General features: G+C 68.2%; 16 protein-coding genes. 4 read left to right on the forward strand and 12 right to left on the reverse strand.

Annotated features, from left to right (window positions below; all coding sequences use genetic code 11):
- Positions 1–12: 12 nt before the first annotated feature.
- The 8 genes from HW532_RS11510 to HW532_RS11545 form a co-directional block, all read right to left on the reverse strand.
- The gene (locus HW532_RS11510; protein ID WP_213160620.1) at positions 13–576 is read right to left on the reverse strand and encodes a DUF2478 domain-containing protein; all 564 of its coding nucleotides are present in this window, start codon (positions 574–576) and stop codon (positions 13–15) included.
- Positions 573–1,817, reverse strand: coding sequence for a molybdopterin molybdotransferase MoeA (locus HW532_RS11515; protein ID WP_213160621.1), 1,245 nt, complete (start codon positions 1,815–1,817; stop codon positions 573–575). Before HW532_RS11515 ends, HW532_RS11510 begins: the two co-directional genes overlap by 4 nt.
- 126 nt (positions 1,818–1,943) lie before the next feature.
- Positions 1,944–2,852: a peptidylprolyl isomerase gene (locus HW532_RS11520; protein ID WP_213160622.1), complete on the reverse strand. Its 909-nt coding sequence runs from the start codon at positions 2,850–2,852 to the stop codon at positions 1,944–1,946.
- Between the two features lie 4 nt (positions 2,853–2,856).
- Complete coding sequence (gene narI / locus HW532_RS11525) at positions 2,857–3,576, reverse strand: respiratory nitrate reductase subunit gamma (RefSeq protein ID WP_213160623.1); 720 nt, start codon at positions 3,574–3,576, stop codon at positions 2,857–2,859.
- 14 nt (positions 3,577–3,590) lie between these two features.
- Positions 3,591–4,301 (reverse strand): nitrate reductase molybdenum cofactor assembly chaperone, encoded by a 711-nt coding sequence (gene narJ, locus HW532_RS11530; RefSeq protein ID WP_213160624.1) that lies wholly within the window; start codon positions 4,299–4,301, stop codon positions 3,591–3,593.
- Positions 4,301–5,839 (reverse strand): nitrate reductase subunit beta, encoded by a 1,539-nt coding sequence (gene narH / locus HW532_RS11535; RefSeq protein WP_213160625.1) that lies wholly within the window; start codon positions 5,837–5,839, stop codon positions 4,301–4,303. Before narH ends, narJ begins: the two co-directional genes overlap by 1 nt.
- Entirely contained in the window at positions 5,836–9,603 is a 3,768-nt protein-coding gene (locus HW532_RS11540) for a nitrate reductase subunit alpha (RefSeq protein ID WP_213160626.1), read from the reverse strand. Before HW532_RS11540 ends, narH begins: the two co-directional genes overlap by 4 nt.
- A 28-nt stretch (positions 9,604–9,631) precedes the next feature.
- Positions 9,632–12,322, reverse strand: coding sequence for a nitrate/nitrite transporter (locus HW532_RS11545; RefSeq protein WP_213160627.1), 2,691 nt, complete (start codon positions 12,320–12,322; stop codon positions 9,632–9,634).
- Positions 12,323–12,616: 294 nt separating this feature from the next.
- Between HW532_RS11545 and HW532_RS11550 the strand changes: the two genes are divergently transcribed.
- Complete coding sequence (locus tag HW532_RS11550) at positions 12,617–13,264, forward strand: cyclic nucleotide-binding domain-containing protein (protein ID WP_246478730.1); 648 nt, start codon at positions 12,617–12,619, stop codon at positions 13,262–13,264.
- 61 nt (positions 13,265–13,325) lie between these two features.
- Here the strand turns inward: HW532_RS11550 and HW532_RS11555 are convergent, their stop codons facing one another.
- Together HW532_RS11555 and HW532_RS11560 are read right to left on the reverse strand one after the other, a co-directional pair.
- Complete coding sequence (locus HW532_RS11555) at positions 13,326–14,609, reverse strand: lytic murein transglycosylase (protein WP_213160629.1); 1,284 nt, start codon at positions 14,607–14,609, stop codon at positions 13,326–13,328.
- Positions 14,606–15,085 carry an Lrp/AsnC family transcriptional regulator gene (locus HW532_RS11560; protein ID WP_213160630.1) on the reverse strand — a complete coding sequence of 160 codons (480 nt, stop codon included), beginning with the start codon at positions 15,083–15,085 and terminating at the stop codon, positions 14,606–14,608. Before HW532_RS11560 ends, HW532_RS11555 begins: the two co-directional genes overlap by 4 nt.
- Positions 15,086–15,175: 90 nt before the next feature.
- Between HW532_RS11560 and HW532_RS11565 the strand changes: the two genes are divergently transcribed.
- Positions 15,176–16,048, forward strand: coding sequence for an EamA family transporter (locus tag HW532_RS11565; RefSeq protein WP_213160631.1), 873 nt, complete (start codon positions 15,176–15,178; stop codon positions 16,046–16,048).
- Positions 16,049–16,083: 35 nt separating this feature from the next.
- Here the strand turns inward: HW532_RS11565 and HW532_RS11570 are convergent, their stop codons facing one another.
- The gene (locus HW532_RS11570) at positions 16,084–16,323 is read right to left on the reverse strand and encodes a hypothetical protein (protein WP_213160632.1); all 240 of its coding nucleotides are present in this window, start codon (positions 16,321–16,323) and stop codon (positions 16,084–16,086) included.
- 366 nt (positions 16,324–16,689) lie between these two features.
- Positions 16,690–17,400, reverse strand: a complete 711-nt coding sequence (locus HW532_RS11575) for a GntR family transcriptional regulator (protein WP_213160633.1) — start codon at positions 17,398–17,400, stop codon at positions 16,690–16,692.
- A 170-nt stretch (positions 17,401–17,570) separates the two neighbouring features.
- On the opposite strand from HW532_RS11575, the gene HW532_RS11580 reads away from it, so the two are divergent.
- Both HW532_RS11580 and HW532_RS11585 read left to right on the forward strand, forming a co-directional pair.
- Positions 17,571–19,631, forward strand: a complete 2,061-nt coding sequence (locus HW532_RS11580) for a hydantoinase/oxoprolinase family protein (RefSeq protein WP_213160634.1) — start codon at positions 17,571–17,573, stop codon at positions 19,629–19,631.
- Positions 19,624–21,321, forward strand: a complete 1,698-nt coding sequence (locus HW532_RS11585) for a hydantoinase B/oxoprolinase family protein (protein ID WP_213160635.1) — start codon at positions 19,624–19,626, stop codon at positions 21,319–21,321. Before HW532_RS11580 ends, HW532_RS11585 begins: the two co-directional genes overlap by 8 nt.
- The last annotated feature ends 6 nt before the right edge of the window (positions 21,322–21,327 follow it).

A 21,327-nucleotide genomic window follows, 5' to 3' on the forward strand; every position in this document is an offset into this window, starting at 1 on the left:
CGCGCATGTGTCTCAGGACACGGCCGACGCGGCGTCCGACGGGGCCTCGGGGGACGCCGCCGGAAGCTGTGCGAGGCACCAGCGCAGGACCTGCCCGACATCCGGCTCGAGGGTGACGGCGATGCCGCCGCCGAACGCCTCCCAGGCCTCCGCATAAGGCTCCTTGACCGCCGTCAGGACAGGGATGCCGGCATCGACGGCCCGCTCGACGACCGCGCGCAGGCCATGGCCCTCCGCCTCGCCCTTGCCGAAGCGGTTGAGGACGACAAGCGCGGTCTGCGGGCCGATATCGTGCAGAAGGCGGGCGGTCGCGTCGGCCAGCGCCTGCGGGTCGAGCCGGCAGCCGCGCGATCCGGGCCCCAGGGCCTGGGTTATGCGCCGCCGCCCGCCGCTGGCGACATCCTCCAGATAGGTGGCGGAACAGCAGCCCGGCCCGTCCGGCACGTCGTGCTGGAGATAGCCGGCGACCCTGTATCCGCGTGCCGCGACGGCGCGGGCGGCCGCCGCGAGCACCGCATCCACCCCGTCGCCGGCGGAAAACCGCACCGCTGCGAGGGAAACCGTCCGGTCCGTCATGCGGCGTCTCCGGTGCCGGGACCGGCCCCCGACGGGGCGAAGGCGCGGAACCCCAGCGGGTCGCCCGGTGCGATCCCGGAGACGCCTGCGGGGATGACGGCGAGGCCGTCGGCTTGGCACAGGGCATGGAGCGTCCCCGAGCTGCCATTGCCGAGTGTCTCGAGAACCGGCAGCCCCTCGGGCGAGCGGTCCCTGACCCGGGCGGGAACGAACTCCGTGCGGCCCGTCTTCCGGCTCGCCGCGAACCCGGCAAGCGCGCGGACCTCCACGGCGCCGTCGCCCCCGGCTCCGGCAAGCCGCGCGATCTGCGCGCGGGCGAAGAGCTCGAAGCCGACGAAGGCCGCCAGCGGATTGCCCGGCAGGCCGAGATAGGCGGTGCGCTTCAGCGTCGCGAACATGGCGGGTTTGCCGGGCTTCAGCGCCACCTTCCAGCCATGAACCCGGCCGCCGGCGTCGAGGAGTGCCGCGCGGACAAAGTCGCGCGCGCCGACCGAGACCGCGCCCGAGGAGATCAGCATGTCGAACCGGCCCGCATGGCGCGCGAGGGTGCGCGCGGTCTCCTGCCGGTCGTCGTCGAGAATGCCGAGATCGACCGCCTCCGCGCCCGCGCGCTCGGCAAGCGCTATCAGCATCGGCCTGTTGGCGTCGAAGATCCGCCCGCCATCCGGCGCGGCTCGCGACAGGAGCTCGCTGCCGGTGGAGAGGATGCCGATGCGGGGCCGCCGGACGACGTCGAGGGTGGTATGGCCATTGGCCGCGAGCAGGCCGACATGGCGCGGCTCGATCCGCGTGCCGCCCGCGACGAGCTCCGCACCCCGTGCGATATCGGATCCCAGCGGGCGGATATTCGCGCCCTCGCGCGGGCGGTGGCGAACCGTCAACAGGGCGCCCATGTCGGTGCAGTCCTCCGCCCTCACCACCGCGTCGGCACCGCGCGGAACCGGCGCGCCGGTGAAGATCCGCCAGGCCGCGCCGGCCGGCAGCGCGGCGCCGGACGGGCTGTCTCCCGCCGCGACCGTTCCCGCGACCTCGAGATGCCACGGCCCCTCCCCGTCGAGATCGCCGAGGCGTATCGCGAAACCGTCCATGGCGGACTGGTCGAAGAACGGCATCGGCCGCGGCGCACAGAGCGTGCGGGCGGCGATCCGCCCGACCGCATGGCCGAGACCGACCGCCTCGCTCTCGCGCACCGGCGCGACCATGGACAGCGCGAGCGCGACCGCGTCGTCCACGGCGAGCATGCCGCCCGGCCCGCCAGGACCGTCGCAGCCGCAGCGTTCCGCCCCGGACGGATCCGCCGGCAGGGGTGTAACCGGTAAGAACGCCACGTCGCGTGACTGGACACGCAAGGTCATGGAGGTCACCTCCTACTGGACGAGCGGACCGTCTGCGGCGGTCAGCGAGATGCCGCGAATATCGGCCTCGCCGGCCAGCACCGCGATATATTGCGCGACCGCCTTCGACCAGGAGGACGCCTCGAGCCAGGCGGCGATCCGGTCGGCCACCATGTCGAAGGGCAGCTGCTCGCCCTCGATCCGCCTGTCGAGCGCGATGAGGTGGACCCCGAAGGGGCTCTCCACGGGATGCGCGGAAATCTCGCCCTCCCGCATCTGCGCCAGGGCCGCCTCGAACTCGTCGACCGTGCTGCCGGGCGTAAGCTGGCCGAGATTCCCGCCATGCTCGCGCGAGGGGCAGTCGGAGTGATCCCGGGCCAAAGCGGAGAAATCCTCCGGCCGGCCGGCGAGATGCGCGCACAGGCGGTCCGCCCGCCCGCGTGCGGCGGCCCGCGCCTCGGCATCGTCCGGCGCCGCGGCAAGCAGGATGTGGCGGGCCTCGAACAGCGGCTCGGTGCGGAACTTGTGCGGATGACGGTCGTAATAGCGCCGGCATTCCTCTTCCGTCGCCATCGGCGGGCGCACCTCCCGCTCGATCAGCAGGCCGATGGCGGCGTCGCGCTCCGTCTCCACCCTGCCGGCCTCGTCGCGCCTGGGCGCAGCGGACAGGCCGAGACGGCTGGCCTCCTGCGAGAGGAGCTCGCGGACCGCCAGTGCCCGCGCGGCCGCACGAAGCGCCGCGCCGGGCGTCTCTGCCGGATGGTTCTGGGCCTCCGCGCGGATCTCGCTCTCGGGGATCACGGTGCCGTTGACCGATACGTCCGCGACGATGGGGGCGGCCTTCGGCGGGACCCTCGTATCGGGCTCGCGATAGGTCGTGTAGCCCTCGCCCTGCGCTGCCGTGGAGGGAATGAGCTGGGGATTGCGGTAGAGCGTCGCCATGGGATCACTCCGCGGGCTGCCGGGGGGCGGCCGGGCGATGGTTGCGCTCGCGCACGACCTGATAGCCGGGCCGCCAGATATAGCGGACCGGAACGCTCAGCATGTGCACCAGCCGCGTGAACGGGAAGAGCAGCAGAATGGTCAGCCCGAGCACCAGATGCAGCTTGAAGACGATGGCGGCGTCCGCGACATAGCCGGAGGCTTGCGGATCGAAGGTGAAGATGCCCTGCGCCCAGGACATGAACTTCACCATCTCCTCGCCGTCGAGATGCTGGAGCGACACGGGGATCGTCGCCAGCCCCAGGGCGAGCTGGACCCACAGCAGGAGGATGATCAGCGTGTCGGTGGCGCTGGATGCGGCCCGCACCCGCGGATCGAACAGGCGGCGATGGGCGAGCAGGGTCGCCCCGGCAATGGCCATGATGCCCGCGACGCCGCCGGCGACGATGGCGAGGAGCTGCTTGGCGCCGTGGCTGATGCCGAGCGCGTCGAACACCGCGATGGGGGTCAGGAGCCCGATCAGGTGTCCGAAGAAGATCACCAGCACGCCCACATGGAACAGCACCGATCCCCAGACGAGCTGCCTGCGGCGCAGGAGCTGGGAGGAGCCCGACCGCCAGGTGTAGGGCTCGCGATCATAGCGCACGACCGTGCCGAGGATCAGCACGACCAGCGCGATATAGGGATAGATCCCGAAGAGAAGCGTGTTCAGATAGCCGGACATGGGGGTCTCTCCTCTCAGGCGTTCGGGGCTTGCGAGGGGTCGGCGCCGGGACGTTGCGACGCCCGGATGCGGCGCTGCAGGCGGTCCGGCCCGCAGGCGTTCTCGCCGGCATTGCCGCCGAAGGTGACCGCCTCCTCCTCCCAGACCCGGTCGAGCGCCTCCAGATCGTGGGGATCGTCGTCGGGCACCGCGAGCAGGTCGCGCAGGAGGCTCGCATCGGGCTTGCCCCGCGCCATGGCCTCAAGGACCGCGAAGGCGTTGGCGTAGACGGACTGGCGCTTCTGCAGCCGTTCGCGCAGGGCGGCGAGGATGTGCGAGGTCTGCCCGAGAAGCTCGACCGCCTCGTCCACCGGCTTCATGGAGAGATATTCGAGGAACATCGGCAGATAGTCGGGCAGTTCCTTCGCATCGATCTCGAACCCGTCTGCCTCGTACATCGCCAGGAGATCGACCATCGCCTGTCCGCGGTCGCGGCTTTCGCCGTGAACGTGCTCGAACAGGTGCAGCGACAGCGACCGCGTGCGGTCGAACAGCAGGACATAGCGCTCCTGCGCGTTGTAGAGATCGGTCCCGCCAATGTCGTCGGCGAGACGGTCCAGAAGGGCCGTCTCGCGCCGTGCGAGCCCGGCCTCGGCGAGAGCCTGCTTCATGTCCGGGACCGCCTCGCGAAGCGCGGCCGTGGGATAGGACAAGAGCAGGGAGATGACCTTCAGGGCCGTATTCATCACACACGCTCCTTGAAGAGATCGGTCGGTGTCTGGACGGTCCGGGTGTGCCGGGCGCCGAACAGGTCGGTCTCGGTGGTCCCGCCCGAGCAGCCATTGCCGAAGGAGAAGCCGCAGGACCCGCGCACGTCGTAGGCGTCCTCGGTGACCTCGCGATGCGAGGTGGGGATGACGAAGCGGTCCTCGTAATTGGCGATCGCCATGATCTGGTACATCTCCTCGATCATCGCCCCGGTGAGCCCGACGCGCCCGGCCACGGCCTCGTCGATCACGCCGTCGATGGTCTTGGCGCGCATATAGGCGCGCATGGCGAGCATGCGCTCCAGCGCCGCGATGACGGGCTCGTCCTTGCCGGCGGTGAGCAGGTTGGAGAGGTAGCGCACGGGAATGCGCATGGACTTCACGTCCGGCAGCCCGTCTTCCCAGCCGATCTTGCCGGCTTCCGCGGCGGACTGGAGGGGCGAGAGCGGCGGCACGTACCAGACCATCGGCAGGGTCCGGTATTCGGGATGGAGCGGGAAGGCGACCTTCCAGTCCATCGCCATCTTGTAGACCGGCGACCGGCGCGCGGCCTCCAGCCACGCCTCGGGCACGCCGTCCTTGCGGGCCTGCGCGATCACCTCCGGGTCGTTCGGGTCGAGGAAGATCGCGAGCTGCTCCTCATAGAGATCCTGCTCGTCCGGCGTGGAGGCGGCCTCCGCGATCCGGTCGGCATCGTAGAGCATCACGCCGAGATAGCGGATGCGGCCGACGCAGGTCTCCGAACACACGGTGGGGTGGCCCGCCTCGATGCGCGGATAGCAGAAGACGCATTTCTCCGATTTGCCCGACGACCAGTTGTAGTAGATCTTCTTGTAGGGGCAGCCGGAGACGCACATGCGCCAGCCGCGGCATTTCTCCTGGTCGATCAGGACGATGCCGTCATCCTCGCGCTTGTAGATCGCCCCCGACGGACAGGCCGCGACGCAGGTCGGGTTCAGGCAGTGCTCGCACAGCCTCGGTAGATACATCATGAAGGTGTTCTCGAACTGGCCGTAGATCTCCTTCTCGACGCCCTCGAAATTGTAGTCCGCCGAGCGCTTGGAGAACTCCCCGCCCAGGATCTCCTCCCAGTTCGGGCCCCATTCGATCTTCTCCATGCGCTCGCCGCTGATCAGCGAGCGCGGGCGCGCCGTCGGCGAGGCCTGGCTCTCGCCCGCCGTCTGGAGGTGGCCGTAATCGAAGTCGAACGGCTCGTAATAGTCGTCGATCTCGGGAAGGTCGGGATTGGCGAAGATCTTGGCCAGGATGCGCCATTTCGCGCCCATGCGCGGCTCGATCCGGCCATTGGCCTTGCGCCGCCAGCCGCCGTTCCACTTCTTCTGGTTCTCCCATTCCTTGGGATAGCCGATGCCCGGCTTGGTCTCGACATTGTTGAACCAGGCGTATTCGACGCCCTCCCGGTTGGTCCACACATTCTTGCAGGTGACCGAGCAGGTGTGGCAGCCGATGCATTTGTCGAGGTTGAGCACCATTCCGATTTGCGCGCGAACCTTCATTCTGCCGCCTCCTTGTGTGCAACCGTGTGGTCTGCGGTGTCGCGATACGGCTCCTCCATCCAGTCGACATGGTCGAGCTTGTGCACGACGACGAACTCGTCGCGGTTGGAACCGACCGTGCCGTAATAGTTGAAGCCGTAGGATTGGTGGGCATAGCCGCCGATCATGTGGGTCGGCTTGGTGATCGCCCGCGTCACCGAATTGTGGATGCCGCCGCGCTGGCCGGTGATGCCCGATCCCGGCGTGTTCACGATCTTCTCCTGCGCGTGATACATGAAGATCGTGCCCTCCTTCATGCGCTGGGAGACGACGGCGCGCGCGACGATGGCGCCATTGGCGTTGAAGACCTCCACCCAGTCATTGTCGACGAGGCCGGCCCTGCCGGCATCCACCTCCGAGATCCACACGACCGGCCCGCCGCGATTGAGCGTGAGCATCAAGAGATTGTCGGTATAGGTGGAGTGGATACCCCACTTCTGGTGCGGCGTGATGAAGTTGAGCACGACCTTGGGCCGGCCGTCCGACTTCGCCTCGATGGCCGGATTGATCGTCTTGGTGTCGATCGGCGGGCGGTAGACGCAGAAGGCCTCGCCGAAGGCCCGCATCCACAGATGGTCCTGATAGAGCTGCTGGCGGCCCGACAGGGTGCGCCACGGGATCAGCTCGTGGACATTGGTGTAGCCGGCATTGTAGCAGACCTTCTCCGATTCCAGCCCCGACCAGGTGGGCGACGAGATGATCTTGCGCGGCTGGGCGACGATGTCGCGGAAGCGGATCTTCTCGTCCTCCTTCGGCACGGCCAGATGGGTGTGGTCGCGTCCCGTACCCTTCGACAGGGCCTCCCACGCCTTCACCGCGACCTCGCCATTGGTCTCCGGCGCGAGCGACAGGATGACCTCGGTGGCGTCGATGTCGCTGTCGATGCGCGGGCGGCCCCTTGTCGGCCCCTCTTCCGTCACCACGCCATTCAGGCGGGCGAGGAGGTCCACCTCGTGTTCGGTGTTCCACGAGATGCCCTTGCCGCCATTGCCGAGCGTGTCCATCAAGGGCCCGAGGGCGGTGAAGCGCTTGTAGAGGTTGGGATAGTCGCGTTCGACCACGGCCACCGCCGGCATGGTCCGGCCGGGCACGGGATCGGTCCCGCCGGTCTTCCAGTCCTCGACATCGAACGGCTGGGCGAGCTCGCCCGGCGTGTCGTGCAGGATCGGCACGAGCACCACGTCCTTCTCCACGCCGAGCACCTCCGGCGCCACCTCGGAGAAGGCCTTGGCGATCCCCTTGAAGATGGCCCAGTCGGTGCGCGCCTCCCAGGCCGGGTCCGCCGCGCTGGTCAGCGGGTGGATGAAGGGGTGCATGTCGGAGGTGTTGAGGTCGTTCTTCTCGTACCAGGTGGCCGTCGGCAGCACGATGTCGGAATAGACGCAGGTGGTCGACATGCGGAAGTCGAGCGTGACCAAGAGGTCGAGCTTTCCTTCCGGCGCCTCGTCGTGCCAGACGGCCTCGCGCGCCCGCTGGCGGCCCTCCTCGCCGAGATCCTTGCCGAGCACGCCGTGGGAGGTGCCGAGCAGGTGCTTGAGGAAGTATTCGTGCCCCTTGCCCGACGAGCCGAGCAGGTTCGAGCGCCAGACGAACATGTTGCGCGGCCAGTTGGCCTCGTCGTCGGGATCCTCGCAGGCCATGCTGAGCGCGCCCGACTTGAGCCCGCGCGCGACATGGTCCTTCGGCTCCTCGCCGGCCTCTGCCGCCGCCTTCGCGACATCCAGGGGATTGGACTTGAGCTGCGGCGCGGACGGCAGCCAGCCCATCCGCTCCGCGCGGATATTGTAGTCGATCAGCGTGCCGTCCCAGGGCCCCTCCGGCGCGGTCGGCGAGAGGATCTCGTCGACCTTGAGCGTCTCGTAGCGCCACTGGTCGGTATGGGCGTAGAAGAAGGAGGTGGAGTTCATCTGCCGCGGCGGGCGCGCCCAGTCGAGCCCGAAGGCGAGCGGCAGCCAGCCGGTCTGCGGGCGCAGCTTCTCCTGGCCGACATAATGGCTCCAGCCGCCGCCCGATTGGCCGACGCAGCCGCACATCACCAGGAGATTGATGATCCCCCGGTAGTTCATGTCCATGTGGTACCAGTGATTGAGGCCCGCCCCGAGAATGACCATGGACCGGCCCCCGGTCTTCTCCGCATTGGCGGCGAACTCCCGGGCGACCGTCACGATATGGTCGCGCGGCACGCCCGTGATCTTCTCCGCCCAGGCCGGCGTGTAGGGCTGATGGTCGTCGAAGGAGGAAGCGCAGTTGCCGTCCCCGAAGCCGCGCTCCAGCCCGTAATTGGCGACGAAGAGGTCGAACACCGTCGCGACCAGCGCCTCGCCGTCGGCAAGAGCAATCCTTTTCGCCGGCACGGAGCGCACGAGCACGCTGTCATGGTCGGTGCCCTCGAAATGATCGTGCTCGCGATTGCCGAAATAGGGGAAGGCGACGGGCGCGGCCTCGTCATGGTCGCCATCGCCGATCAGGGTCATCTCCGGGACGATGTCGCGGCCCTTGCCGTCCCGGCTCTCCAGGTTCCACTTGCCCTCCTCGCCCCAGCGATAGCCGATGGAGCCGAGCGGGGCGACGGCGGCCTTCGTCTCAGCGTCGATGGCGACGGTCTTCCAGTCGGGATTGTTCGTCTCGCCGAGCCCGTCTGCGAAATCGGAGGCGCGCAGCATGCGCTCGGGGACATAGTGGCCGTCCTTCTTCACCAGGCGCACCAGCATCGGCATGTCGGTGTAGCGCCGGCAATAGTCCTCGAAATACTCCGCCTGCCGGTCGAGATGGAACTCGCGCAGGATGACGTGGCCCATCGCCATGGCGAGCGCGGCATCGGTGCCCTGCTTGGGATGCAGCCAGATGTCGGAGAACTTGGCGGCCTCCGAATAGTCCGGCGAGACGACGACCGACTTGGTGCCCTTGTAGCGCGCCTCGGTATAGAAATGGGCGTCGGGCGTGCGCGTCTGGGGCACGTTGGAGCCCCACAGCATCAGGAAGCCGGCATTGTACCAGTCCGCCGATTCCGGCACGTCGGTCTGCTCGCCCCAGGTCATGGGCGAGGCCGGCGGCAGATCGCAATACCAGTCGTAGAACGACATGCACACGCCGCCCAGCAGCGAGAGATAGCGCGAACCGGCGGCGTAGGAGACCATCGACATGGCCGGGATCGGCGAGAAGCCGATCACCCGGTCCGGCCCCCATTTCCTCGCCGTATAGGCATTGGCCGCCGCGACGATCTCGTTGACCTCGTCCCAGTCGGCCCGCACGAAGCCGCCGAGGCCGCGGACCTTGATGTACTCGGCGCGCTTGGCGGGCGTCTCCTGGATCGCGGCCCATGCCGCGACCGGCGTCTTGTCCGCCCGCTCCCGGCGCCAGAGCTTCAGCAGGCGGGAGCGTATGAGCGGATACTTCACCCGGTTCGCCGAATACATGTACCAGCTGTAGCTCGCCCCGCGCGAACAGCCGCGCGGCTCGTGGTTCGGCAGGTCGGGCCGCGTGCGCGGATAGTCGGTCTGCTGGGTCTCCCAGGTGACGATCCCGCCCTTCACATAGATCTTCCACGAGCACGAGCCGGTGCAGTTGGCGCCATGGGTGGAGCGCACGATCTTGTCGTGCTGCCAGCGCTTGCGGTAGGCGTCCTCCCAGTCCCGGTTCTCGTTGGTCGTCACGCCGTGGCCCTGCGCGAAGGTTCCGGTGTTCTTGCGTGCCAGGAAATTGAGGCGATCGAGAAGGAGCGACATGGAGATATGTCCTTTCGTGTCGGTCGGTTCAGCAGGGGACCGGAGCGTTCTTGCGCGTGTAGAAGACCCAGGTCGCCAGCACGCAGGTGACGTAGAAGCCGAGGAAGCTCCACAGCGCGGCCTGCGGTCCGCCGGTCATGGCGATGGAGGTGCCGTAGGCCTTCGGGATGAAGAAGGCGCCATAGGCGGCGATCGCGGAGGTGAAGGCGACGATGGCCGCGCTCTCGCGCTCGGCCTGCTTCAGCCGCTGGGCATCGTCCATCCCCGGCATCAGGCGCGCGACCTCCTGGCGCATGATGGTGGGGATCATCTGGAAGGTCGACGCATTGCCGACGCCGGTCAGGAAGAACAGCGCCATGAAGCAGGCGAAGAAGCCCCAGAACGCGCCCGGCTGGTCCTTGATGGCCAGGAAGTAGAGCACGCCGGCGACCGCGACGATCATGCCGACAAAGGTCCACAAGGTGACGCGCCCGCCGCCATAGCGGTCGGAGACCCAGCCGGTGCCGGCGCGGCTGAGCGCGCCGACGAAGGGCCCGAGGAAGGCGAAGGACAGCGCGTCGACGGCCGGAAACTGCGTCTTGGTCAGCAGCGGGAAGCCGGCCGAATAGCCGATGAAGGAGCCGAAGGTGCCGGTATAGAGCCAGCACATCACCCAGTTGTGGAAGCGAGAGAAGATGACCGCCTGCTCGGAGAAGGAGGCGCGCGCCGACGCGATATCGTTCATGCCGAACCAGGCAAGCGCGGTCGACACGATCAGGAAGGGCACCCACACGAAGCCGGCATTCTGCAGCCACAGCATCGTCCCGTCCGCCGCCGTCTGGCCGTCGCCGACGACGGCCGCGAAGGCGCCGGTGGTGACGACCAGCGGCACCAGGAACTGCATGACCGACACGCCCAGATTGCCGAGCCCGGCATTGAGCGCGAGCGCGTTGCCCTTCTCCCTCTTCGGGAAGAAGTAGGAGATGTTGGCCATGGAGGAGGCGAAGTTGCCGCCGCCGAACCCGCACAGGAGGGCGAGGACGAGGAAGATCAGATAGGGCGTGTCCGGATTCTGCACCGCATAGCCGATCCCGAAGGCGGGAATGAGCAGCGAGGCCGTGGTCAGCGTCGTCCACAACCGCCCGCCGAAGATCGGGATCATGAAGGAATAGAAGATGCGCAGCGTCGCCCCCGACAGGCCGGGCAGGGCCGCCAGCCAGAAGAGCTGGTCGGTGGTGTAGGCGAAGCCGATGGTGGGCAGCTTGGCGACCACCACGCTCCACACCATCCAGACGGAGAAGGCGAGCAGCAGGGCGGGGATGGAGATCCAGAGGTTCCGGTTGGCGATGCGCCGGCCGCGTTCGGCCCAGAAGGTCTCGTCCTCCGGCCGCCAGTCCTCGATGACGCCCGCGAGCGCGCCCTTTTTCTCCGGCCCGTGGATCGGCTTCATCTCGGGGAGCTCGGGAAGCGCGCCGAGCTCGTCGGAGAGCGCCTCGCGCTCCATGGCGCGGATGGAGAAGTGCATCCACACCATCGCCGCCGCGACGATGGCGAAGAGCAGGGCGAAGGAACTCGTCCACACGCCCGTCAGGTCGAGCATGGCGCCGAACGCGATGGGCAGGACGAAGCCGCCGAGGCCGCCGATCATGCCGACGAGGCCGCCGACCGAGCCGACATGGTCGGGATAGTAGACGGGAATGTGCTTGTAGACCGCCGCCTTGCCGAGCGACATGAAGAAGCCCAGCATGAAGATCGCGACGACGAAGGGCACGAGCCCCATGCTGGTGGAGAAGACGATGGGGCCGTGGATCCCGTGGATCACATAGTCGGTGTCGGGATAGGACAGCATGAAGGTCAGCACCGCGCAGACGCCGAAGGTCCAGTACATCACGGTGCGCGCGCCGCGCCGGTCGGCGAGATGCCCGCCATAGGCCCGGAAGATGGAGGCGGGGACCGAATAGGCCGCCGCGATCATGCCGGCTGCCCGGATATCGAGATCGTAGACGCCCACCAGATAGCGCGGCAGCCAGAGCGCGAGCGCCACGAAGCCGCCGAAGACGAAGAAGTAGTAGAGGGCGAAACGCCAGACCTGAAGCTTGCGCAGCGGTTCCAGCTCCAGGAGGGTCGAGCGCGGTTTCTCCCCGCGCGCCTTGCGTGCCGCGGTCGCGGGGTCCTCCTTCGTGAACAGGAAGAATATGACGGCCATGGCCAGGAGAACGGCCGCATAGATCTGCGCGGTGGTTTGCCAGCCGAGCGCCACGAGCAGGAACGGCGCGCCGAAATTGGTCACCGCGGCGCCGACATTGCCGACCCCGAAGATCCCGAGCGCCGTGCCCTGGCGCTCCTGCGGGAACCATCTGGAGACATAGGCGATGCCGACCGCGAAGGAGCCGCCCGCCAGCCCCACGCCGAGCGCGGCCAGCAGGAACATCGGATAGGTCGACACCGTCGACAGCAGCCATGTGGCGACGGCGGCGGCGACCATGACCAGCGTATAGACGAGACGTCCGCCATACTGGTCCGTCCAGATGCCGAGGAAGATCCGGCTGACCGAACCGGTCAGGATGGGCGTGGCGACCAGGAGCCCGAACTCGGTGTCGGACAGGCCGAGATCCTGCTTTATCCGCACGCCGATGATCGAGAAGATGGTCCAGACCGCGAAGCAGGCCACGAAGGCGACCGTGCTCATGCCGAGCATCTGGGACTGCTGGCGCGCTGTCACGTCGATGGGAGAGTGCATGGGCGGCCCCCGGAATGACGCGTCTTCGCAGACACGTATATTGACACACACAGCGTGTTCTGGAGAAGAGGGGACAGTTTCGACTTGATACAGATCAATATATTTCAGTGCACGGGAGAAACAAAACTGCGATACACAAAAGACATGCTTCAATAATACTGAAATCAAGGGTGGTATTGAGAACGTCTTCGGAGCATGTTAGATATATCAAGCAATCAATTGACAAACATCAAGGATTGAGTTTTGCGATCCTCAGACCTTCCCGCAGTGCGTGCATTGGGATTGTTCCGGAGCATGGCCGAGGCCAGCTTCGAGGATCTCGTGCAGGCCGCCTATCTCCAGACCTTTCCGGCACAGCTCGATCTCATCGCCGAGGGTGATCCGGCGGATTTCCTCTATGTGGTCATGGAGGGCTGCGTCGAGCTGTTCGCCCACGCGAACGGGCGCGAGACCACCATGGCGATGGTGCGCCCGGTGAACGCCTTCATCCTTGCCGCCGTGCTCAAGGACGCGGTCTATCTCATGTCCGCGCGGACCGCGCACAAGTCCCGGATCCTGCTCATCCCCTCGGAGAATGTCCGCGAGGCCTTCGCGCGCGACGACGCCTTCGCCCGCGCCATCGTCGTGGAGCTGGCCAATTCCTACAGAACGGTGGTCAAGGAGCAGAAGGACCTGAAGCTGCGCACCGCCGTGGAACGGCTCGCCAACCGCCTTTTGCGGTATGACGCGGAACAGGGCGCGCACGGCACCGTCACGCTTCCCCACGACAAGCGCACCATCGCCTCGCTCATCGGCATGACGCCGGAGAACCTCTCGCGTGCCTTCAACACGCTGAAGCCCTATGGCGTGGAGGTGACCGGTCCCACCGTCACCATCGCCGACGCCGCCGCGCTCGCCAAACTCGCCCAGCCCAACCCGCTGATCGACGACGAGACATCATGACGGCACCCGGGCACGGCAGCCGCCGGCCCGGCGGTCTGTTTCAACCTGTCCGCAATCCGGCCTAGCGCGACCGGGCGATCTCGCGCACGAGGTCCGCATCGGGGAAACAGGTGGCGGGACGGCCATGGGCGCGCTGCCACTGGCCGACCGCGATGCGGGTGCGGAACCCGATGAGCCCGTCGACACCGCCGACATCGTGACCGTCCGCCACGAGGCGCTCCTGCATGGCGCGCACATCGCCGCGGCTGAAGCCGCCCCTGGTCGACCAGCGCCCGCGAATGGCGCCCCCGCCCCGCATCCGGTCGGCGAGATGGCCGACGAACAGCGCATAGACGTCGGATTCGTTGTAGTCCTTCAGCACATAGAAATTGCGCGTGACGAGGAAGGCAGGGCCGAGCCGCCCGCCGGGCATGAGCAGGAAGAGCTCGCCGCGATCCATCGCCTTCGGGAAGGCGCCGCCGCCGGCGGGGCTGACGCCGTATTTGCGCCAGTCGGCGAGCGAGCGGCCCTGATGCGGGCCCTCCAGAACGCAATAATCGCCCTTCGGCACGGTCACCTCGACGCCCCAGGGCCGGCCGGCCTGCCAGCCATGGGCCTTGAGATAGTTGGCGATGGAGGCGAGCGTGTCCGGCACGGACTGCCAGATGTCGCGGCGCCCGTCGCCATCGAAATCCACCGCATAGTCGAGGAACTTCGACGGCAGGAACTGCGGCTGGCCCATGGCCCCGCCCCATGAACTCGCCATGGAGGCGAGCCGCACATGGCCGCGCTCGAGCATGACGAGGCCGGCGATGAGCTCGGGATAATAGACCTCCGGGCGGGTATCCATGAAGGCCCGGGTCGCGACGACGCGGAGCGCGTTGTAGGCGAGCTTGGCGTTGCCGAAGGCGGATTCGCGGCCCCAGATGGCGACGACGATTCCGCCGGGAACGCCATAGCGGCGCTCCACCGCGGCGAGGGTCTTCGACCACTGGCCCATCCTGGCGCGCGCGATGCGCTCCAGCGGGGCGAACTGGCTTTCGGAGAAATAGCGCCCCGGCGCGCGGAACTCCGCCTGGTGCTGCTCCTCCGGAACGCGTGCGCCCGAGCCCGGCGGCACGAGGCCGGGAAGCGACCAGTCGAGCGTGAGCGCCTCGCCCGCCGCCCTGAAGGTCTCGGCCGAAACCCCCTGTGTGCGCGCATCCGGCCAGACGGTGCCGGTGAGCCACGCATGGAACTGGCGCTCCACCTGCGCGCGGTCGGCAGCCCCGGCAAGGCCGGCCGCGAGCGCCGTCAGGGCAAGGGCCAGCGCCAGGCGCGCGAAGACGCCGGCCACGAAACGCGACGGGCGGGAGCGGTGCGTCATGTGGCGCCTCCGGCGGGTATGGGCGGCAGCCGGCGGGGCACCGGCGAGGACTGGACGATGGCGGTGTTGGTCATGGCGTGGGGCGCGATACGGTCGATCACGGCCTCCAGCTCGGCGACCGAGGCGACATGGACGCGGGCGACGAAGCAGTCCTCGCCGGTCACCCGGTCGCATTCCACGATGGCGTCGATCTCGCCGAGAAGCGTGGCCACCTGCCGGAGCTCGCCCGGCACGGGGCGGATGCGCAGCCAAGCGGAGAGGGCGAGGCCGAGTGCTGCCGGATTGACCCGGGCGCCGTAGCCCTCGATGACGCCCGCCTCCTCCAGCCGTCTCACCCGCTCGCTCACGCTCGGAGCGGACAGACCGACGCGGCGCGCGAGATCGGCCATGGTGATGCGGGCGTCCTGCGCGAGCAGCGCCACGATGCGGGCGTCGACCGGATCGAGCGGTCCGTTTTCATAACGAAGGCGTTTCATCCGCTTGGCCTGCGAATCCAATGTAACAAGCCGGATCCACGCCGCGTTCCGCCATGGATCGCAAGGGTCGAGCCTCGCATCCTGTGACCCATGATGCAAGGCACCTCGCAAGTCGACAGGGTTTCCGGCGCCATCCCGCCCAAGGCGTGGTTCGCGGTCAGCGCCGTCTTCCACTATCTGGGGCCGTCCTTCGCCGTGCTGCTTTTTCCGGCTGTCGGGGTGCTCGGCGTGGCCTGGCTGCGGATCGGATCGGCCGCGCTGATCTTCGCGCCGTGGACGAGGCCGTGGCGCGCCCTGCGCCGGGCCGGGACACACGAGCGGGTGCTGCTGGCCGCGCTGGGCCTTTGCCTGGCGGCCATGAACACGAGCTTCTATCTGGCGCTCGACCGACTGCCGATCAGCCTTGTCGCGGCCATCGAGTTCGTCGGCACGATCGGCGTCGCGCTCTTCGGGCTGCGGACATGGCGCAATGCGGCGGCGCTCGCGACAGCCGCGACCGGTGTCTTCATCCTGATCGATGTGCGCTGGGCGAGCGATCCGGTGGGGCTCGCCTGGGCGTTCGCCAACGGGGCGCTGTTCGTGGGCTATATCGTGCTGGGCCACACCATCGCGCGCGACGGCGCGGCGGGCGGGGTGGAACGGCTCGGCGCGGCGATGGCGATCGCGTTTCTCGCCGTCCTGCCGGTTGGCCTGCGCGAGGTGCTGGCGGCCTTCTCCGATCCCGTCCTGATCCTTGCGGGGCTGGGCGTCGGGATATGCTCCTCGGTCATCCCCTATCTGTGCGACCAGCTCGCGCTGTCGCGGCTGCCGCGGGCGAGTTTCGCGCTCATGCTGGCGCTCCTGCCCGCGACGGCGGCCATTGTCGGCCTTGTCGTGCTGGCTCAGATCCCCTCGCCGGAGGACGTGGCCGGTATCGCGCTGGTGATGCTGGGGGTGGCGCTGCACCGGCCCCCGCGCAACTGACGCGCCGGGCCGGTGCCTGCCGATTGTGTCCGGTGTCAGCCCTTGCGGGACGGACGCTTCAGGAACTGCTGGCGGATCTCGTCGGGGATGCCGCTATGCAGCCTGACGATGCGCTCGATCTCGCGCTCCGCCTCGCGGTGGCGCGCCTCGACCAGAAGCTCAAGCCCGCGTGCGAGGACGCGGCGCGTGCCGTTGAAGGCCACGGAGAGGCCGCGGCCGACGCGGCTGCCGAGATCGGCACCCAGCGGGGTTGTCTGTGTAAGGGTCGTTCTCATGAAACCTTGCTCCTCGGTCCAAGTCACATGGATGCGAGGCGTTTCCATCTTGTGTTCTCTGGATCTATAGATAGCACGGTATTGTTGCGTTGCAATATAAAAAACGCAGCATGGTTCGCATGCGCAAAACGCATGGCAACACCGCATAACTTCTGGGGCTTGCGGAAAAATCCGGCAATGTGAGGAGCAATTGACTACGCGTTGTGCATAGGCTGCAACGCTGATGTTATTGCGCCGCAACAAACGCTGCCGGCAGCGGCCGCTGGAGCGCATTTCGTGAACCCATGTTCACTCAATGCCCTCCAGGTCCCTGTATCGCCGCGCTTTCGAACCGGAAACGTGGTCTCCACTTTTCCTGAAAGCGCTCTAGCTCTCGTCGACGGACGTGATCCGCACCGTCGCCAGATCGCGCGGGGGCTTCAGCAATATGGCGTTCACCCGGTTGCGGAACAGGTCGCAATGGGCCGAGGCGATCTCGTCGGCCCGGTCGGCGTCGCGCTCCGCAATCGCCTCGGCCATGCCGCGGTGATCGGCGAGCGTGCGGGCGAGATGGGCCTGCAGGCTCTCCTCCTCGAAGGGCGCGGAGGTGAAGCAGAACCGCACGATCCTCAGGCTCTGGGTCAGGAGCCGCCGGTAGGAGAGCAGGAGGTGACTGTTATGCGCCGCCTCGCCGATGGCCTCGTGGAAGGCGTGGTTGGCCTCGCTCATGGCGACGCCGTCCTTGGCCGCGGCACCGTCCTCGAAGCGCACCATCCCGGCACGGATACGCTCCAGCTGGTCCGGCTCGGCCCGCAGCGCGGCAAGCCGGTTGATGGCGCGCGAGGTCAGGTCGAGCGCCTCGAAGAAGCCCCTGAGATCGGTCACCTCCAGAGGCATGACGCGCGCGCTGCGGCCAACCGACATGAGCACCAGCCCCTCCGAGGCGAGCCGGATGAGCGCCTCCCGGATCGGCGTGCGCGAGGTGCCGAGCGTGGCGACCAGCGCATTCTCCTCAAGCTCCGCGCCGGGCGGGAACTCGAGCGACAGGATGCGCTTGCGCAAATCGCGATAGATGCGCTCGCTCGTCGTCACTCGCATGGTCTGCCCGTCCGTTTCGGTTCCACCGCCTGCCGGCCCTGCGCCGCACGGCCTGTTTCGAACATACCCGGTTGACAGTCAAGCAAACTGTATATCCAATGCATACAGCCAGTCATTCTGCATGGCTCGCCAGCAGATCGCAACAGCCTGACGATGGGGACGGGAGAGGCATGAGTTGGTTCATCGGCGTGGATGTGGGCGGCACATTCACTGACTTCTACGCGTTCGACACGGCCTCGGGCCACGCGCTCGTCCACAAGGTTCCCTCCACGCCGGACGATCCCTCGCGGGCGATCCTCACCGGGCTCGACGAGCTGTTGGAGCGCGAGGAGATCCCGCCGGAGGCCATCCTGCGGCTCGCCCACGGCACGACGGTCGCGACCAACGCGCTGATCCAGCGCCGCGGCGCGCCGGTGGCGCTCGTCACCACGGACGGCTTCCGCGATCTCCTGGAAATCGGCAGGCAGACCCGGCCGCGCATGTACAGCCTGAAGGCCGACAACCCGCCGCCGCTGGTGGCGCGCGAGCACCGCTTCGAGGTCGCCGAGCGCGTCGGCCCGGAGGGCCAGGTGATCGCGGACCTCACCGACGAGGCCATAGAGGCCTGCGTGGAACAGGTGATCGCGAGCGGCGCGGAGGCCTGCGCGGTCTGCCTGATCTTCGCCTTTCTCGCGCCGGACCACGAACGGCGCATCGGCGAGGCGCTGAAGGCCGCCCGCCCGGACCTCTTCGTCTCGCTGTCGAGCAATGTCCAGCCGGAGTTCCGCGAATATGAGCGGTTCTCCACCACCGTCATCAACGCCTATCTGCAGCCCGGGGTGAGCCGCTACATGCACCGCCTCGCCGAGGCGCTCGGCGCCCGCGCGCCGGAGGCCCAGATCGGCATCAACCAGTCGAGCGGCGGGCTGATGTCGGTGGAGCGCGCGGAGCGCTACCCGATCCGCACCGCGCTGTCGGGGCCCGCCGCCGGCGCGGTCGGCGCCATCGAGACGGCGCGGCTGGCCGGCCGGGACAATGTCATCACGCTCGACATGGGCGGCACCAGCGCCGATGTCTGCCTGATCCGCGACCGGCGCGCCGACATGACCTTCGAGCGCGACGTTGCGGGCTTCCCGGTGCGCCTGCCGGCCATCGACATCAACACGGTGGGCGCGGGCGGCGGCTCCATAGCCCATTTCGGCCCCGACGGGCTGGTGAAGGTCGGCCCGGCGAGCGCCGGCGCCTTCCCGGGGCCCGCCTGTTACGGACGCGGCGGCGAGGAGCCGACCGTCTCCGACGCCAATCTCGTGCTCGGCCGGCTGTCGGACACGCTGATCGGCGGGTCGATGACCCTCGACAGGGCGGCGGCGGAGGCTGCGATCCGGCCCATCGCCAACCGGCTCGGCGAGAGCGTCGAGGCCGCCGCGCAGGGCATTCTGAGGATCGTCACAGCCAATATGGTCGGCGCGATCCGGGCCGTCTCCGTCGAGCGCGGCCACGATCCGCGGCACTTCGCGCTGATGCCCTTCGGCGGGGCGGGCGCGCTGCATGGCGTGGAGGTGGCCCGCGCGCTCGGTATCGGCGAGGTGATCGTGCCGGTCTCCCCCGGCATTTTGTGCGCGCACGGCCTGATCGTGACCGACCTCCAGGAGGACTTCACCGCGACGCACCGCCTGATCGTCGACCGCGAGGACCCCGCCGCGCTCGCCGAGCCCGCCAGGGCGCTCGCGCACGAAGCCGGCGAATGGTTCGCGCGCGAGGACATTCCGACCGACCGCCGGGCGGTGCGGCTCATTCTCGACATGCGCTATATCGGCCAGAACTACGAGCTGCGCGTACCGGTCGGCGAGCATGACGGCGACGGCGGCGCCCCCGCCATTCCCGACGCGGAGCGGCTGAAGGCGCTGTTCTTCGCCGAGCACGAGCGCGCCTATGGCCATTACGACCCGGACGCGCCGGTCGAGGTGATGACGCTCAGGCTCACCGCCATCGGCCGGCTGAAGCGCCCGCCCGCCCCGTCGCGGCCGGCCGCGCAGGACGCCGCGCGCCCGGTCGGCGAGCGGCCCGTCTGGTATGCGGGCGCCGAGCCGGAGACGGCACGCGTCTACGACCGGGCCCGCCTCGCACCGGGACACGAGATCGCCGGCCCCGCCATCGTCGACCAGCTCGACGCCACCACCGTGCTGTGGCCCGGCGACCGCGCCCGGATCGACGATGCCCTCAATCTCATCATCGAGGTCGCCAATGACTGACAGCCCGAAACTCGATCCCGTCACGCTGGAGATCATCGGCAACGGCCTGCGCTCGGTGACCGACGAGAGCTTCATCGCGCTGATGCGCTCCTCCTTCTCCACCAACATCAAGGAGCGGCGCGACCATTCGACCGCCATCTGCGATCTCGATGGCCGGCTGATCGCACAGGCCGACCAGGCGCTGCCCATCCATCTCGCCTCCATGATCGGCCTCATGAAGGCGCTGCTGTCGCGCTACGACGTCGCCTCCATGGAGGATGGCGACATCTTCGTGGCCAACGATCCCCATGTGGCCGGCGGCACCCACCTGCCCGACATCAACATGGCCATGCCGGTCTTCGTGGACGGCGAGCCCATCGCCTTCGTCTGCAATATCGCCCACCATGCCGATGTCGGCGGCACGGTTCCCGGCTCCATGGCGGGCGGGCTGTCGGAGATCTACCAGGAAGGCCTGCGCATTCCCGTGCTCAAGCTCTATCGCGCGGGCGAGCTGCAGGGCGACCTGCTCGACCTCATGCTGCTCAACATGCGCGTGCCGGCGGAGCGCCGCGGCGACCTCAACGCCCAGATCGCCGCCTGCCGGCTCGGTCGCACACGCCTTCTTGAACTGGTGGAACGGTTCGGCCGCGAGGCGGTGGCGGGCTCCTTCGACGAGATCGTCTCGCGCACCGAGGCGCGCATGCGCTCCGCCGTCGCCGCCCTGCCCGACGGGGAATGGCGCTTCGAGGACGTCATGGACGACGACGGGCTCGGCACGGTCGATGTCGCCATCAGGCTCCGGATCACCAAGTCGGGCGACGGAATCCTGTTCGATTTCGACGGCACCGACCCCCAGGTGAAGGGCAATATCAACACCACGCTGAACGCCGCCCAGTCGGCGGTGTGCTACGCCATGAAGGCGCTGCTCGACCCCGACGCACCGAACAATCAGGGCGTGATCGACGTGCTTCGCGTCGAGGTTCCGGAGGGAACGCTCGTCAATTGCCGGCCTCCGGCGCCGGTCGCCGCGCGGGCCAATACCTGCCAGCGGATCATCGACGTGGTCATCGGCGCCATGGCGGAGGTACTTCCCGACCGGGTCATCGGTGCGGCCAACGGCGCGAACACCACGGCCGTCTTCGCCGGGGTCGATCCGCGCACCGGCGAGCCCTATGTCTATCTGGAGACGCTCGGCGGCGGTATGGGCGCGCGCAACGACCGCGACGGCAAGGACGGCGTGCAGGTGCATATCACCAACACGTCCAACCTGCCCGTCGAGGCCATCGAGATGGAGTATCCGCTGCGCGTGGAGTCCTACGGCTTCGTGGAGGACTCCGGCGGCGCCGGACGCTGGCGCGGCGGCATGGGGCTGCGACGCCGCATCCGCCCGGTCGGCCGCGACTGCGTGTTCAACGGGGCGGGCGAACGGTTCCGCAACCGGCCCTGGGGCGTGTTCGGCGGCCAGCCCGGCGGCAGCGGACGCTTCGTGCAGGAAACCGACGGCGGAGAACCGGTCACGCTGCCGATCAAGCCGTCCGGGGTTGCGCTCGCCCCCGATCAGTGCATCGTCGTGGAAACGCCCGGCGCGGGGGGATATGGGGATCCGCGGGAGCGTTCGGCGGAGGCGCGCGACGAGGACCGCCGCAGCGGCAAGTTCTCCGAGGCCTATATGGCCCGGCATTACGGCGAGGCGGGCTCGCCGGAAGAGTAACCTGTG

The sequence above is a fragment of the Kaustia mangrovi genome (genome assembly GCF_015482775.1).
Taxonomy (GTDB): Bacteria; Pseudomonadota; Alphaproteobacteria; order Rhizobiales; family Im1; genus Kaustia; species Kaustia mangrovi.

Coding starts and splice junctions, on each gene's coding strand:
- HW532_RS11510 (WP_213160620.1), bottom strand. CDS start 576: ATGACGGACCGGACGGTTTCCCTCGCAGCGGTGCGGTTTTCCGCCGGC.
- HW532_RS11515 (WP_213160621.1), bottom strand. CDS start 1,817: ATGCTCGCCGTGGACGACGCGGTCGCGCTCGCGCTGTCCATGGTCGCG.
- HW532_RS11520 (WP_213160622.1), bottom strand. CDS start 2,852: ATGGCGACGCTCTACCGCAATCCCCAGCTCATTCCCTCCACGGCAGCG.
- narI (WP_213160623.1), bottom strand. CDS start 3,576: ATGTCCGGCTATCTGAACACGCTTCTCTTCGGGATCTATCCCTATATC.
- narJ (WP_213160624.1), bottom strand. CDS start 4,301: ATGAATACGGCCCTGAAGGTCATCTCCCTGCTCTTGTCCTATCCCACG.
- narH (WP_213160625.1), bottom strand. CDS start 5,839: ATGAAGGTTCGCGCGCAAATCGGAATGGTGCTCAACCTCGACAAATGC.
- HW532_RS11540 (WP_213160626.1), bottom strand. CDS start 9,603: ATGTCGCTCCTTCTCGATCGCCTCAATTTCCTGGCACGCAAGAACACC.
- HW532_RS11545 (WP_213160627.1), bottom strand. CDS start 12,322: ATGCACTCTCCCATCGACGTGACAGCGCGCCAGCAGTCCCAGATGCTC.
- HW532_RS11550 (WP_246478730.1), top strand. CDS start 12,617: ATGGCCGAGGCCAGCTTCGAGGATCTCGTGCAGGCCGCCTATCTCCAG.
- HW532_RS11555 (WP_213160629.1), bottom strand. CDS start 14,609: ATGACGCACCGCTCCCGCCCGTCGCGTTTCGTGGCCGGCGTCTTCGCG.
- HW532_RS11560 (WP_213160630.1), bottom strand. CDS start 15,085: ATGAAACGCCTTCGTTATGAAAACGGACCGCTCGATCCGGTCGACGCC.
- HW532_RS11565 (WP_213160631.1), top strand. CDS start 15,176: ATGATGCAAGGCACCTCGCAAGTCGACAGGGTTTCCGGCGCCATCCCG.
- HW532_RS11570 (WP_213160632.1), bottom strand. CDS start 16,323: ATGAGAACGACCCTTACACAGACAACCCCGCTGGGTGCCGATCTCGGC.
- HW532_RS11575 (WP_213160633.1), bottom strand. CDS start 17,400: ATGCGAGTGACGACGAGCGAGCGCATCTATCGCGATTTGCGCAAGCGC.
- HW532_RS11580 (WP_213160634.1), top strand. CDS start 17,571: ATGAGTTGGTTCATCGGCGTGGATGTGGGCGGCACATTCACTGACTTC.
- HW532_RS11585 (WP_213160635.1), top strand. CDS start 19,624: ATGACTGACAGCCCGAAACTCGATCCCGTCACGCTGGAGATCATCGGC.